This is a genomic window from Nonomuraea sp. KM90, assembly GCF_052246675.1.
Taxonomy (GTDB): domain Bacteria; phylum Actinomycetota; class Actinomycetes; order Streptosporangiales; family Streptosporangiaceae; genus Nonomuraea.
This window is the reverse complement of sequence record NZ_JBQQCB010000008.1, coordinates 186,440-199,950: the sequence shown is the minus strand read 5'-3', so window position 1 is coordinate 199,950 and position 13,511 is coordinate 186,440. Positions and strand designations below refer to the sequence as shown.

Sequence of the window (13,511 nt, the reverse complement as noted above, 5' to 3'; positions counted from 1 at the left end):
CGACGTCGGACCCGATCGGCCCCGCTACGCCCGCTCTCCGGCTGTCTCGGAGCGGTCGCGCAGGATCGGGACCCCGTCTCCTTCCAGTTCGTCGCAGTAGGCAATCCGCCCCGTCATCGCCATGATCAGCGACAGCGTCCGCCCCGACACGAGAGCCGGTCCGGTGCCGGCCTCGAAGGGGCCGTCGGTGGCGGTGAGCCGCAACCCGTCGATCCGGCCCTTGGCCTGGACGACCAGGTCCGATTCCCGGTAGTACTCGGCCAGCCGGGTGAGCGTCGGGATCGGGTAGTCGCGGCTCAGGCCGAGTGGGCGCCGGATGTCCTCCCCGTGCACGATCGTCTCCCCGAGCATCGCCACGGCCGGGAGCGGTGGTGAGGTGGTGCTCGTGACGACGGCCTCGAACCTCTCCAGGGTCTCGGCTCCGGTGGTGCCGAGGTGCTCGGCCAGGCGCATGGCCACCTGCTTGTCGAAGTCGAACCGGCAGCGGATCACGCCCGCCAGCCACCGCACCGGGTTCAGGCTGGCCCCCGCCGTGAGGTGGGCGAGCACCTCACGCACCGTCAGACCTTCGCACAGGGACGGGGTGGCCCACTGTTCCTCTGTCAGGGTGGCGAGGTCGGATGCCAGGGCCGCTCGTTCGGTGTGGATCAGCGGCCAGATGGCGGCCGGGTCACGGCGGCGACGGGTGGATTTTGGGCTTATGTCTGGCATTCCGGACGTCTTTCTTCTGAGGGTTCTGGGAAGAGAGACATCCCAAGGTGGTGGAAGTCATCGGTCTGGTCCCCTGCACAATAGGGGCCCAATGGTGTGGCGGGTCGGGGTGGGCGTTCGTGGCCCACCGTGTAGCCGGGTAACAGGTGAACGCGCGATGGGCGCCGGAGGCGTCGTCGTGCCGGAGGCGCGTCGAAGGGGGAACGCCTGAGCTCATCGGGCGCGAAGCGCCCCCGGGCGAAGACCTTTGGGGTGGGCACCCGCCGGCCACTTGGTGATCGGGCAACGGGTGGGCGGCCCCGGGCCCACCTACCGACCCACGCCCCCCGGTCAGGAGAGCCCGAGTGCCATCCGCAGAGCGCCCGACGGATCCGCACCCCGCCACGCCACGTGCTGGTCCGGCCGGACGACCGTCAAGGGCTCGCCGGGCAGGTGCACCACCCGGAGCGGTACGCCCAGCTCCCGCGCCTCCGCCACCACCACGGCGGCCCCGGGCAGCCCCTGGTCCCCGACGAGGCTGAAGGCGGGGCCCAGGCGGTCGTACAGGGACTCGCCGGGCGAGAGCCAGCGGTGCGGCAGCCGCTCCCCGGCGTCCGGGGCGACGACGGGCGAGCCCGCGTACGTGTACCCGAGCACCAGGTCCAGGCTGTGGAACTCGCTGTCCTTGGTCCTGAGCACCGCCTCCGCCACGGCCGGCCGTACCTTCTCGAACTCGGCCTCGTCCCCCATCAGCGCCGGGTCGGCGAGTTCGGGGGCGAGGGTGGCCATGTTCGCGGCGGCGGCCTCGATGGTGTCGGCGGCGATGGGGCGGCGCTCGCTCTCGTACGTGGCCAGCAGCTCGGCCGGAGCCCACCCCTGCAGTACGGCGGCCAGCTTCCAGCCGATGTTGACCGCGTCACCGATGCCGGTGTTGAACCCGTGGCCTCCGTAGGGTGGGTTCTGGTGCGCCGCGTCGCCCGCCAGGAACACGCGCCCGCTCCCGTACCGGTCGGCCAGCAACATCCGCGCGGTCCACGGGTCGGTGGCCAGGATCTCCACCTCGATGTCGGCCCCGGCCAGGTTCCGTACCAGCCGCACCGGGTCGGCGTCCCGCGCGCGTACGCCCTGCGCGATGCACCACCAGGTCTCCTCCAGGTCCAGGCGGCCGACCAGGCCGGGCTGGGCCGGGTTCAGCACCCAGTAATGCACGGCGGGGCCGTGCGGCATGCGCTCGGCCAGCCCGGGGGCGCGGAAGACGATGTTGAAGTTGGGCCTGGCGTCCTGGCGGCCCTCGTAGCGGGCGCCGATGGCCGCCCTGGTGACGCTGCGCGGGCCGTCGCAGCCCACCACGTACTGGGCGCGTACCTCGTGCTCGTCGCCATCGGCGGAGGCGATCCGCACCGTCACCCCGTCGGCGTCCTCGCGGAGGCCGGTCACCTGCCGGCCCGTCAGCAGCGCGTCGCCGACGGCCTCCCGCAGCACCTCCTCCACCAGCGGTTGCGGCGCCTGCTGGCCGGGTTCGGCGGCCAGGTCGGAGCCGGCCAGGTCGAGGCCGAAGCAGCCGCCGATCCTGGTGATCTCGCGCCCGAGCAGGCTGTTGACGAACACCGCCGCGTCCGACCACGACACCGCCAGCGGCGCCCGCGCCCGTAACGTCTCCGCCAGCCCCCACCTGCGCAGCAGCTCCATCGAGCGAGCCGAGGTGGTCTTGGCGCGCGGGCGCAGCCACGAGACCGACTCGCGCGGCTCGACCACCAGGCAGCGAACGCCGTGGTGGGCCAGCTCCACGGCGGTCGCCAGGCCGACGGGCCCGCCTCCCGCGACGAGCACGGGCACGGACGGGGGCACGGGGCCGGGGACTTGCCGCGCCAGATCCATGGGCGTCCTCTTTGTCGTAGGGGATGCAGGTATATTCCTGGCGCCGTCCGGCCCGCGTCAAAGGGCGCCGCGCACCGCCGCCCGGCCATGATTCAGGTACGAGCGCACAACGATTCAAGATCGCACTAGTGCCCGCATCGCCCGCATCAGTAGCGTTCTACGCAAAAATCAGGATCAGCCAGGGGATTGCATGAGCGAGACCTCGACGATGCCGCTGCACATGCGGCGGGTGGAGTTCGATCCGGCGCCGGAGCTGGCGGCCGCGCGGGACCAGGAGCGGATCAAACGGATCACGACGGCGTTCGGCACCGACGCCTGGCTCGTGACGCGCTACGCCGACGTGCGGGAGGTGCTGGGCGACGCCGAACGCTTCAAGGTCGCGCCACAGACCATCGCCCGGCTGCCCGGAGCGCCGGAGATGACGGAGGAGCAGAAGGCCAAGGTACGCGCCGGCAACCTGCTCGGCGTGGACCCGCCCGAGCACACGCGGCTGCGCAGGATGCTGACCCCCGAGTTCACGATCCGCCGGATCAACCGGCTGGAGCCGCGGATCACGCGCATCGTCGAGGAGCACCTGGACGCCATCGAGGCCGCGGGCTCGCCCGCCGACCTGGTGCCGTCGTTCGCGCTGCCGATCCCGTCGCTGGTGATCTGCGAGCTGCTCGGGGTGCCGTACGAGGAGCGCGAGGGCTTCCAGGAGCGCACCGCCAGGATGCTCGACATGACCGTGCCCGGCGAGCAGCGCATGATGCTCCAGTTCGAGCAGCGCGCGTACATGGAGGGCCTGGTCACCCGCATCCAGGCCGACCCGGGCGAGGAGCTGCTCGGCATGCTCGTCCGCGAGCACGGCGACGACCTGTCCACCGACGAGCTGGTCGGGATCGGCGGCCTGCTGCTGTTCGCCGGGCACGAGACCACCTCCAACATGCTCTCCCTGGGCACGCTCGCCCTGCTGCGCCACCCCGAGCAGCTCGACCTGCTGCGGAAGGAGCCCGAGCGCATCGACGCCGCGGTGGAGGAGCTGCTGCGCTGGCTCAGCGTCGTCAATTCGGGCACCACCAAGGTCGCGACCGCGGACACCGAGGTGGGCGGCCGGCGGATCGAGGCGGGCGACCTGCTGATCTGCACCCTGCCCGTGGCCAACCGGGACCCGTCGTTCCTGCCGGACGCGGACGCGTTCGACCTCACCCGCGGCGCGCCCGGCCACGTCGCCTTCGGTCACGGCGTCCACCACTGCCTGGGCGCCCCGCTGGCCCGCATGGAGCTGCGGATCGCCTTCCCCGCGCTGCTCAGGCGCTTCCCGAACCTGCGCGTGACGGACACCGCCCCGCGCTTCCGCACGTCCTCCATCGTGTACGGGCTCAGCTCCCTGGAGGTGGCCTGGTAGATCGGGTCACCGACGCCGGCCCGATCCCCCGGGGGACCCGCATCCTGCCCGCCGGAACCGCTGGAGGGCGTTGGGAAATTGTCGGTTCGGGCGGATAACGTGCAAGCGTCATGCCTATGGACGTCGCGGCCCACGAGCTGATCGGCCGGGAGCACCCGGCCGAGCTGCTGCGCGCCGAGATCACCCGGGTCGTGGGCAGCCACGGCGGCCTGGTGCTGGTCACCGGCGAGGCGGGCATCGGCAAGACCACGCTCGTCACCAGCGCGGCGGGCGAGGCCAGGCGGCGCGGCGCGCTGGTGGTCGGCGGCGCGTGCTGGGATTCCGGCAGCGCCCCCGGCTACTGGCCGTGGGTGCAGGTCATCAGGGCCCTGCGGCGGGCCGCCGAGCCCGAGGAGTGGGCGGCGGCCGAGGAGGCGGCGGGCGCGAGCCTGACCGCCCTGCTCGGCGAGGCGCATGCCAGGGGCAGGGGCACCGAGCTCGGTGACGCCGCCAAGGGCAGGGCACCCGAGTTCGGTGAGCTGCCGAGCGGTGGGGCGACGCCCGACGGCTTCCAGCTCTTCGACGCGGTCACCTCCGCCCTGGTCGCGCTCTCGCAGCGGCGCCCGGTGGTGATCGTCATCGACGACCTGCACGTAGCCGACCCGGCCTCGCTGCGGCTGCTGGAGTTCGCGGCGCAGCAGACCTGGTTCGAGCGGCTGCTGCTGATCGGCACCTACCGCGACGCCGAGGTGGAGCCCGTCGACCACCCGCTGCGCGACCTGCTGTCACCGCTCGTGGCCAAGGCCACCACGATCACGCTCACCGGGCTCGACCGGGCGGGCGTCGGCGCGCTCATGGCCCGCACCGCCGGCCTCGACCCGCCGCCCGAGCTGGTCGAGGAGGTCCACCTGCGCACGGGCGGCAACCCGTTCTTCGTCGAGCAGACCGCCCGGCTGTGGCGCAGCGGCGGCTCGGCCAGCGCGATCGCGCCCGGCGTGCGCGACGCGCTGCTGCGGCGGCTGTCCCTGCTGCCGCGCCAGGTGTCCGAGCTGCTGCCGGCCGCGGCGGTGCTGGGCCGGGAGTTCCACCGCCAGGTGCTCGCCGCCACCATCGCGCAGCCGGTCGCGCACGTCGACCGGCTGCTCGACCTGGCCGTGGTGGCCAGGCTCGTGGTGACCAGGGGCGGGGGCGTGTTCGCGTTCGCGCACGACCTGGTGCGCGAGACCCTCTACGACTCCCTCGACGACCCGCCCGGCCGGCACGCCGCCGTGGTCGCCGCGGTGGAGAGCGCGCCGGGCCTGGCCGGCAAGCTGCCGCCCAGCGACCTGGCCAGGCACGCCTACCTAGCTGGTGACCGGCTCGACCCGGAGAAGGCCATCGACCTCCTGCTCGACGCGGCCCGCGAGGCCGGCGGCAGGCTCGCCGGGGAGGAGCAGGTCGGTCACCTGCGCAGGGCGTACGAGCTGAGCGCCGCCTCCAGCCCGCGCCGGCGCGGCCTGATCGCGCTCGACCTGGGCCGGGAGCTGCACCACACCGGCGAGCCCGAGCAGGCCAGGCGGGTGTTCGAGGAGGCCGCCGCCATCGCCCGCGACATCGACGACCCCGAGCTGCCCGCCCGGGTCGCGCTGCTCTTCCACAGCCTCTACGGCCGGGAGAAGGCCCTCGACCGGCTCAAGGACGCCCATCGCCGGCTGGTCGGCGGCTCGGTGCCGGACGAGCGGCTCGCGACCGATCTGGTCCTCCACCTCATCAACCTGGCCAGGCAGGAGGGCAACGACGACGCGCTGGCGTTCGGGCTGTGGGCGCACCACGACATCATCTGGGGGCCGGGCACGGCCGGGGAGCGGGTGGTGCTGACGGGCGAGCTGATCGCCGTGGCCCGGCGCACCTCCGACGCCGACCTCGAGCACTTCGCCAGCGCCCTGCGCTGGGTGGCCATGATCGAGCAGGGCGACCCGCGCTACCTCGACGAGTTCCACGACTACGACGCCAGGGCGCGGCGCGGCGAGCGCCCGCACCTCGCGATGACCGCCGACGTCGACGCCAGCATCATCGCGGGTCTCGCCGGCCGCTTCGCCGAGGCGGAGTCCCTGCTCGCGGCCATCGAGCCCGACGCCCGCCACGAACAGTTCACCTTCATGCTCATGCACCACCGCTGGTCGTTGATGGCGCTGCAGGGCCGGGTCGACGGGCAGGAGCAGGCGCTGCGCGCGCTCAGGGGCACCGGCCACCCGTGCGTGCCGCTGCTGGAGGGGCTGACCGCCCTGCACGCCGGCGACCTCCACGCGGCGCTGCGCCAGCTCACCGACGAGGAGCCGGACGACCGCATGGTCCAGCCGATCTGGCTGCGCTTCCTGGCGGAGGTGGCCGCGGCCACGCAGGACCCGGAGCTGTGCGCCCGGGCGCGGGCCGGGCTGGCGCGGCATCGGGGGCGGTGGGCGGTGTCGCTGTTCGGCTGGGATATCGGCGGTCCTTACGACCTCTGGCTCGGCCTGGTGGACGCGGCGGAGGAGCGCTGGGCGGAGGCCGTCGCGGAGCTCACCGCCGCCTACCGCGCGGCCGACGCGATGCGGGCGCGGCCGTGGTCGGTGCTGGCCCGGGGACGTCTGGCCGAGACGCTGCTCTCCCGGGCCGGGCCCGGCGACGCCGAGGCCGCGCGGGCACTGCTGGAGGAGGCGCACCGGGAGGCGGTGGAGCTGGGCATGCGGCAGGTTCCGCAACCCGTGCGACACACCGGCGAGTCACCCCATGCGCGGCCCGCCGGGCACGCGGTGCCGGAAGGCGCCCGGGCGCTGCCGGGCAACGCCTGGCGTGGGGGCTCGGGCAGCCCGGCCGGGGAGTTCCGGCGGGAGGGAGCGGTCTGGTCGCTGGCGTTCGACGGCCGGGTGGCCCACCTGCCCGACGCCAAGGGTCTGCGCGACCTGCACACGCTGCTGAGCCGTCCCGGTGACGACGTGCCCGCCGTGCTGCTGCTCGATCCCGAAGGCGGCGAGCTCGTCGTGGCGGCCCGCCGGATGGGCGGTGACGACGTGCTCGACGAGGAGGCCAAGACCCGATACCGCCGCCGCCTGGCCCGGCTCGACGAGGAGATCGACCGGGCCGCCGAGCTGGGCGACGACGGGCGGGCGGCGGAGTTCGACCGGGAGCGGGCCGCGCTGCTGGCCGAGCTGCGGGCCGCGGCCGGCCTGGGCGGGCGCACCCGGCGGCTGGGCGACGAGGCGGAGCGGGCGCGCAAGACCGTCACCGCGCGCATCCGCGACACGCTGCGCAAGCTCGACCACGCCCATCCCGAGCTGGCCGCCCACCTGCGGGCGACGGTCTCCACCGGCGCCACCTGCCGCTACCAGCCGGGCGACGACAAGATCGGGTGGCGCCTCTAGGGGTGGGCCGGCGTGTTCGGCGGGTGCAGCCAGTCGGGGGTGCGCCACTGCTGGACGTTCGAGCGCACGCAGGGAGTCATGGACAGCGACCGCCCGTCCGGCTCCAGCTGCAGGCACAGGCCGGTGGCGACATGCTTGACCTCCCAGTAGAGCCACTCGTGGAAGGGCGAGCGGTAGGTGAAGCGCCACAGCTGGCCGGGGCCCCCGGAGCAGGGCTCGCGGACCGGGCGTTGCCGCCCCGGCGGGCCGGAGACGGCCAGGCAGCGATCCATGCTCCTGATCGCGTAGTCGCCCCGGGCGTCGCGCGGATAGCTGAAGGCCTGGTTGGCGCGGCCGTGGCACTCCCACGTGATCACGTCGGTGTCGTTCGCGGCGTCCAGGCACACGCCGTTCTCCGCGCTGGCCAGCGAGCTGCCCAGGTCCGGCAGGCGGTCGGTGACCAGCCAGCGCTGGACGAGCCGCCCGCCGGCGCAGGCCCGCAGGATCAGCGGGGTGCCGGCCATGGTGGAGCCCATGTTCGGCTCGGCGCACAGCTCGCCCTGCGGCGAGGCGATGGCGAGGGACCGGTCGGACACCCGCCAGAGCTGGTCGCCGGAGTCGCCGCAGGCCGCCTCGGTGAGGTAGATCCCCTCGGTGAGGTGCCGGGCCTCCGGGGTCAGGCAGCGCTGGGTGGCGCGGTTGCGGATCCGGTGCAGGTACGTGCCGCCGCGCTTGTCCGGTTCGAGGTCCCACCGGTAGGTCTGGCCGGGGCTCGTGTTGACGATCGAGGCGCCCAGCCTGGCGTGCGGGGGAGCGGGGGCCGAGTTGTTGACGACCAGGTAGCGGCCGGGGACGTACAGGGAGAGGATCGTCACGTTCGAGCGCCTGAGCGAGTCGCGTACCTGCGCTTCGGCGTACGTCACGTAACCCAGGAAGGCCGCGGTCGCGCACACGACCGGCACTGTCACGACGGCGACCAGCTTGACGCGGCGGCCGGGTGCCTCCGGCTGGGGATCGGCCAGCCTGCGGTAGGACCGCAGCCACTTGTCCGCCGCGGCGCCCGGCACGTCATGCACCGCGAGGAAGGCGCGGATGACCGGCTCGGCCTGCCCGGCGTCGTTCAGCCAGCTGGTGCGCCGGCCGGTGACCTGCTCCAGGTCGGCCCGCCCGAACGCCAGCCCGCGGGCGGCGGCGCGCGTCTCCAGCTCGGCGAAGCGGGGCGTGCCCGCCCGCTTGCGCAGCTCCTTGAGCAGCCGCTTGAACGTGGGCAGGTCGTGCGCGCTGAACGGGTCCGCCGCGCTCGCCGTGCGGTTGGCCCACCGCGAGCGCAGGACCTCGCCCAGCGGCGGGAACGCGGAGGCCAGGCAGGCGAAGAGCACGGCGGGCAGATGTGGGCCGGGTTGAGCTCCGGCCGGCCGTCGGTGGCGAAGTTGACGTAGACGCCGGTCAGCACGGAGCAGACCGCGCCGAGCAGGACGACCGCGCCGACCACCAGGGCGGGTTTCGCGCGCATGCACCCTCCGTCCGTCCGGCACCGTGAGTCGGCTCATGGTAACGGAACGTGCATGCGCGGGTCAGGGAGAACGTCAGGGATCCCCGTCAGTGCCACGCGCCGCCGGTGAGCACGAGGTCCTGGAGGCTGCCGTCGGCGACGCGCCGCGACACCTCTTCCCATTCGCGCATCACCCGCTTCCTGCCACCGGGCATGGCGGGCCAGTCCGTGCGCGTGATCGGCCGGCCGGCGCTGGGCGGCTCCCAGGTGATGCCGTGGAAGGGGCCGAGGCCGGGCACGAGGGTCTTCAGCATGTGGAGCGCCCGCCGGTGGTACCACTTGCAGACCGCCGTGACGGCGAGCCCCGACGCCAGCGCCTCGTGCAGGAAGGGCAGCGAGAGCTCGACGTTCTGCCAGGTGTTGAGCGAGCGGTCCTCGCACCGGATGGCGTCGTCCGGGACGCCGCGTTCGAGCAGGAGGCGGCGGAACGTACGCGCCTCGCGGGTGCCGTCGTAGCGATTGACGCCGCCGGTGGCGATGATGAGCGGCGCGAGCCCCCGGTGGTACCGCTCGGCCGCGATCTCGACGGGCGGGCGGACGTACATGGTGCCGAAGAGGATGAGCGCCGTGGGCCGCCCGTCGGGCGGAAGGGCCTCGGTGTCCACGAAAGCGGTGATGGCGGCGATCTGCTCGGAACCAAGGTCGTCGGTCATCCGTGATCCTCACCGGTCGGGATCCCACCTCACGGTCACGATAAATCGGCTCGCCTCCCGTCGCACGGCACCGCCAGGATGGGACCATGTCCTTCGACCGCCGGCTGTCGGCCACCTTCGACAGTGCAGCCGCCACCTACCAGGACGCCCGCCCCGACTACCCGGCCGAGCTCTATTCCGACCTGCTCCGGATCACCGGCCTCACGCCGCCCGCGCACCTGCTCGAAGTCGGCTGCGGGCCGGGCAAGGCCACGCTCCCGCTGGCGCGGATGGGCTTCCGGATCACCGCGGTCGAGCTCGGCCAGGCCCTCGCGGCGGAGGCCCGGCGCCGCCTCGCCGACTTCGCCGGCGTCTCGGTGATCACCTCGCCGTTCGAGGGCTGGCAGCCGTCGGCCGGCGACCGGTTCGACCTCGTGTACGCCGCCACGGCCTGGAAGTGGCTGGACCCCGCCGTCAAATACGCCAAGGCGGCCGCCCTCCTCGCCCCGGGCGGCCACCTGGCCGTGTGGAACGCCGAGCACGCGATGCCCGCCGGCTACGACCCGATCTTCGACGAGATCCAGGAGGTCTACGAAGAGATCGGCGAAGGCCACGACGGCCCGTGGCCGGGACCGACGCCCGAGGAGCAGCCCAACCCCATCGCCACCGAGTTCGAGACCTCCGGGCACTTCACGGTGGCAGGGACCCGGCTCTACGTGTGGGCCCTGCGCTACACGGCCGACGAATACCTGGCCCTGCTCGACACGTTCTCCGGCCACATCGCCATGGAGCCGGACCGGCGCCGGCACCTCTACCAGGAGATCCGCCGCCTCCTCGCCACCCGCCCGGACGGCCGGCTCACCCGCCACTGGTATGTCGTGCTCACCGTCGGCCGCCGCCTCTGAGCGTTGTCGGCATCGGCGCCAGGACCGCCGCCCCGGGGCCGCCTGGACCTACTTGCGGTTGTACAGGCGCATCGTCAGCGTGCCGAAGATGGCGACGAACAGGGCCGCCGACACCAGCACCCAGGTGATCTCCCCCATGTCGGGCGCCCCGCCCATCAGTGACCGTACCGAGGTCACCAGGTGGGAGATCGGGTTGGCGTTCACGAACACCCGCAGCCAGCCCGGCATCGTCGCCGGATCGACGTACACGTTGCTCAGGAAGGTCAGCGGGAACAGCACCAGCATGCTGACCCCCATCACCGCCTTCTCGCTGCGCATCAGCAGGCCGAACATGGTCCACACCCACGAGAACGCGAACGAGAACACCAGCAGCAGCAGGATCCCCGCCACCGCCCCGGCGAGGCCGCCCTGCGGGCGGAAGCCGAGCACCAGGCCGATCAGGAAGATGACCGTCGAGGCCATCGTGTACCGCAGGACGTCACCGAGCAGGTAGCCGACCATGGTGGACGGGCGCCAGATCGGCAGGGTGCGGAAGCGATCGAAGACGCCCTTCTCGATGTCCTTGTTGACCTCCACCCCGGTGTACATGGTGATCATCACGACGCTCGTCACCATGATGCCGGGCAACAGGAACTGCAGGTATTCCGTGGGGGAGCCGGCCAGCGCGCCGCCGAACAGGTACGTGAACAGCAGCGTCATCATCAGCGGGAACGCCGTCACGTCGAAGAGCTGCTCGGGCACGTGCTTGATCTTCAACATCGCCCGCCAGCCGAACGTCATCGACGCCGACCACGCGCTCGGCCGGGGTGGTCTGGCACCGGGTGCCAGGACCGTGGCCAGGGCCTCGGCCGCGGGTGCGTACGTGGTGGTGCTGTCGGTGGTGGTGCTCATGCTGCTGCCTCCTCGGTGGTGGCGGGGTGGTCGGTGAGGGCGAGGAAGACCTCGTCCAGGCTGGGCTGGCCGAGGGAGAAGTCGTCGACGACGATGCCGGCCTCGGCCAGGCGGCCGAGCGCGCGGGAGGCCTGCTCGGCCTCGTTGCCGCCGCCGGTGATGCGGGCGGTGAGCGCCACCGGGTCCGCCTCCAGGTAGACGGGCGTGTCCAGCGTCTCGGCCAGCACGCGCTCGGCGTCGGGGCGGGTGGCGGCGTCGCGCAGCCGTACGTGGACCGAGCCGGACCCGACGGACGACTTCAGCTCGCCCGGCGTGCCCTCGGCGATGAGCCGGCCGTGGTCGATGACCGCGATGCGCTGGGCGAGCCGGTCGGCCTCCTCCAGGTACTGGGTGGTCAGGAGCACCGTGGTGCCGTGGGCGACGACGATGCGGACGATGTCCCAGACCTGGTTGCGGCTGCGCGGGTCCAGGCCGGTCGTGGGCTCGTCGAGGAAGAGCAGGTCGGGCGTGTTCAGGATGCTGGCCGCGATGTCGAGCCGCCGCCGCATGCCCCCCGAGTACGTCTTGACCTGCCGCCCCGCCGCCTCCGTCAGCCCGAACGCCTCCAGCAGGTCCGCGGCCCGCTCGCGCGCGGCCGGCTTGCGGTGGCCGAGGAGGCGGCCGAGCAGGATCAGGTTCTCGGCGCCGGTCATCTCCTCGTCCACGGAGGCGTACTGGCCGGTCAGGCTGACCCGGGAGCGTACGGCGTCCGCCTCGCGCACGACGTCGTGCCCGAACACGGTCGCCTCGCCGCCGTCGGGCCGCAGCAGCGTGGCCAGCATGCGTACGGCGGTCGTCTTCCCGGCGCCGTTGGGCCCGAGCACGCCGTACACGGCGCCGGCGGGCACGGCGAGGTCGAGGCCGTCCACGGCGCGCGTGTCGCCGAAGACCTTGACCAGGCCTGAGGTCTGTATCGCCAGATCTGTCATGGGTGTTCCCTTCGAGATGAGGTCATGAGGCGTACGGCTGCCTGCGGCGGCCCTCGCGGAGCGTCCGGCCCCACCAGGTGAGCTGGTCGAGCAGGGCCGCGACGGCCCGCAGGAGGTCGTCGGTGTCGCGCGGCCGGCCGCACTCGTCGACGCCCGCGCCGAGCAGGTCGAGCCCTACCCAGTCGCGCATCGTCACGGCGTGCAGGGCGGAGAAGACCGTGCGGAGCTGTTCGACGGCGTAGTGGCCGCACGAGCCGGAGCCGTAGGCCACGATCCCGACCGGCTTGGCCTGCCATTCGTCGTAGGCGAAGTCGATGGCCTGCTTGAGCGGGGCGGGGAAACTGCGGTTGTACTCGGGGGTGACCACGACGAAGGCGTCGGAGCCGCCGACGGCCGCGGTGAAGTGCCGCATGGACGGCGTCGACTCGTCCGGGTAGCAGGCGGGGAAGGCGTACCCGGCCAGGTCGAGCACCTCGACGGACAGGTCCTCGCGGCGCCGGGCCCGCTCGGCGAACCAGCCGCCGAGCGTGTCGCACACGCGCCCCACCCGGGTGCTGCCGATGATCACCGCGACGCGGAGCGGGTCGTCGTCGCCCGGCATGGTGGTCACCCCCTTCCACCCTCAAGGCGCTAGGTGGGCCGCTAGATCGGATCTAGCGAGGGGTTCGGTCAGAAGCCCGCCAGTGCCCGGCGGCAGGCGCGGCGGGCCTCGGCGAGGGTCTCCTCGTCGGATCCGCCCTCGCCGATCGCGGCCGCCGCCGTCGCGCTCACGGCCCCGATCGCGGCCCCGACCATCGCGTACGCGGTCATCCGGTCGATCTCGCAGGCGTCCACGAGCGCGGCGGCCAGCCGCTCCAGCCGGGTGTTCGAGCGGTCGATGGAGGCTCGCGGCGAGAAGATCGGCAGCTTGACCGCCTCCCCGACCAGGCCGGGCGTCATCCCCAGGTCCCAGCTCTCCGTCAGCATCTCGTCGAAGGCCCTGGCCAGCAGCGCGGCGGGCGGCTCGCCGGGGGCGCGGGTGCCGATCACCGCCACGCCCGCGTCCACCCGCTCCACGCCGTGGGTGATCAGCACGTCCGCCTTGTGCCGGAAGTAGGTGAAGAACGTGCGCGGGGACACCTCGGCCGCGGCGGCTATCTGCGCGACGGTCGTGGCCTCGTACCCCTGCTCGTCGAACAGCCGCCCGGCGGCGTCGATGAGCGCCTGCCGCGTCCGCTGCTTCTTCCGCTCCCGCAACGACATGCCGGCCATGATATTGCAACCGATGCAT

General features: G+C 73.1%; 11 protein-coding genes. 3 read left to right on the top strand and 8 right to left on the bottom strand.

Going from position 1 to position 13,511, the window contains the following annotated elements; translation table 11 throughout:
* Positions 1-24: 24 nt before the first annotated feature.
* The gene (locus ACTWPW_RS12535) at positions 25-711 is read right to left on the bottom strand and encodes a maleylpyruvate isomerase family mycothiol-dependent enzyme (protein WP_443168793.1); all 687 of its coding nucleotides are present in this window, start codon (positions 709-711) and stop codon (positions 25-27) included.
* Between the two features lie 330 nt (positions 712-1,041).
* Positions 1,042-2,568 carry an FAD-dependent monooxygenase gene (locus tag ACTWPW_RS12530; protein ID WP_443168792.1) on the bottom strand — a complete coding sequence of 509 codons (1,527 nt, stop codon included), beginning with the start codon at positions 2,566-2,568 and terminating at the stop codon, positions 1,042-1,044.
* Between the two features lie 190 nt (positions 2,569-2,758).
* Here ACTWPW_RS12530 and ACTWPW_RS12525 point away from each other — a divergent pair, with 190 nt between their 5' ends.
* Entirely contained in the window at positions 2,759-3,955 is a 1,197-nt protein-coding gene (locus ACTWPW_RS12525) for a cytochrome P450 (protein WP_375110850.1), read from the top strand.
* Positions 3,956-4,071: 116 nt separating this feature from the next.
* Positions 4,072-7,314: an ATP-binding protein gene (locus ACTWPW_RS12520; protein WP_443168791.1), complete on the top strand. Its 3,243-nt coding sequence runs from the start codon at positions 4,072-4,074 to the stop codon at positions 7,312-7,314.
* Here the strand turns inward: ACTWPW_RS12520 and ACTWPW_RS12515 are convergent.
* Both ACTWPW_RS12515 and ACTWPW_RS12510 read right to left on the bottom strand, forming a co-directional pair.
* Positions 7,311-8,672 (bottom strand): RICIN domain-containing protein, encoded by a 1,362-nt coding sequence (locus ACTWPW_RS12515; protein WP_443168790.1) that lies wholly within the window; start codon positions 8,670-8,672, stop codon positions 7,311-7,313. The genes ACTWPW_RS12520 and ACTWPW_RS12515 overlap by 4 nt on opposite strands.
* Before the next feature lie 220 nt (positions 8,673-8,892).
* Positions 8,893-9,498 (bottom strand): YdcF family protein, encoded by a 606-nt coding sequence (locus ACTWPW_RS12510; protein ID WP_443168789.1) that lies wholly within the window; start codon positions 9,496-9,498, stop codon positions 8,893-8,895.
* A gap of 86 nt (positions 9,499-9,584) precedes the next feature.
* On the opposite strand from ACTWPW_RS12510, the gene ACTWPW_RS12505 reads away from it, so the two are divergent.
* The gene (locus tag ACTWPW_RS12505) at positions 9,585-10,382 is read left to right on the top strand and encodes a class I SAM-dependent methyltransferase (protein WP_443168788.1); all 798 of its coding nucleotides are present in this window, start codon (positions 9,585-9,587) and stop codon (positions 10,380-10,382) included.
* Positions 10,383-10,430: 48 nt separating this feature from the next.
* Here ACTWPW_RS12505 and ACTWPW_RS12500 read toward each other — a convergent pair whose 3' ends face one another.
* The 4 genes from ACTWPW_RS12500 to ACTWPW_RS12485 all read right to left on the bottom strand — a co-directional run bounded on the left by ACTWPW_RS12500 (position 10,431) and on the right by ACTWPW_RS12485 (position 13,483).
* Positions 10,431-11,273 carry an ABC transporter permease gene (locus ACTWPW_RS12500; protein ID WP_443168787.1) on the bottom strand — a complete coding sequence of 281 codons (843 nt, stop codon included), beginning with the start codon at positions 11,271-11,273 and terminating at the stop codon, positions 10,431-10,433.
* A complete protein-coding gene (locus ACTWPW_RS12495; RefSeq protein WP_375110857.1) occupies positions 11,270-12,241 on the bottom strand; it encodes an ATP-binding cassette domain-containing protein in 972 nt (323 codons plus the stop codon). Before ACTWPW_RS12495 ends, ACTWPW_RS12500 begins: the two co-directional genes overlap by 4 nt.
* A gap of 22 nt (positions 12,242-12,263) precedes the next feature.
* A complete protein-coding gene (locus ACTWPW_RS12490; protein ID WP_375110945.1) occupies positions 12,264-12,842 on the bottom strand; it encodes an NADPH-dependent FMN reductase in 579 nt (192 codons plus the stop codon).
* 68 nt (positions 12,843-12,910) lie between these two features.
* On the bottom strand, positions 12,911-13,483 hold the full coding sequence (locus tag ACTWPW_RS12485; RefSeq protein ID WP_375110858.1) for a TetR/AcrR family transcriptional regulator: 573 nt from the start codon (positions 13,481-13,483) through the stop codon (positions 12,911-12,913).
* Between the last annotated feature and the right edge of the window lie 28 nt (positions 13,484-13,511).

Bases quoted from the DNA above. Each gene is read 5' to 3' on its own strand.
- ACTWPW_RS12535 (WP_443168793.1), bottom strand. From the start codon at position 711: ATGCCAGACATAAGCCCAAAATCCACCCGTCGCCGCCGTGACCCGGCC.
- ACTWPW_RS12530 (WP_443168792.1), bottom strand. From the start codon at position 2,568: ATGGATCTGGCGCGGCAAGTCCCCGGCCCCGTGCCCCCGTCCGTGCCC.
- ACTWPW_RS12525 (WP_375110850.1), top strand. From the start codon at position 2,759: ATGAGCGAGACCTCGACGATGCCGCTGCACATGCGGCGGGTGGAGTTC.
- ACTWPW_RS12520 (WP_443168791.1), top strand. From the start codon at position 4,072: ATGGACGTCGCGGCCCACGAGCTGATCGGCCGGGAGCACCCGGCCGAG.
- ACTWPW_RS12510 (WP_443168789.1), bottom strand. From the start codon at position 9,498: ATGACCGACGACCTTGGTTCCGAGCAGATCGCCGCCATCACCGCTTTC.
- ACTWPW_RS12505 (WP_443168788.1), top strand. From the start codon at position 9,585: ATGTCCTTCGACCGCCGGCTGTCGGCCACCTTCGACAGTGCAGCCGCC.
- ACTWPW_RS12500 (WP_443168787.1), bottom strand. From the start codon at position 11,273: ATGAGCACCACCACCGACAGCACCACCACGTACGCACCCGCGGCCGAG.
- ACTWPW_RS12495 (WP_375110857.1), bottom strand. From the start codon at position 12,241: ATGACAGATCTGGCGATACAGACCTCAGGCCTGGTCAAGGTCTTCGGC.
- ACTWPW_RS12490 (WP_375110945.1), bottom strand. From the start codon at position 12,842: ATGCCGGGCGACGACGACCCGCTCCGCGTCGCGGTGATCATCGGCAGC.
- ACTWPW_RS12485 (WP_375110858.1), bottom strand. From the start codon at position 13,483: ATGTCGTTGCGGGAGCGGAAGAAGCAGCGGACGCGGCAGGCGCTCATC.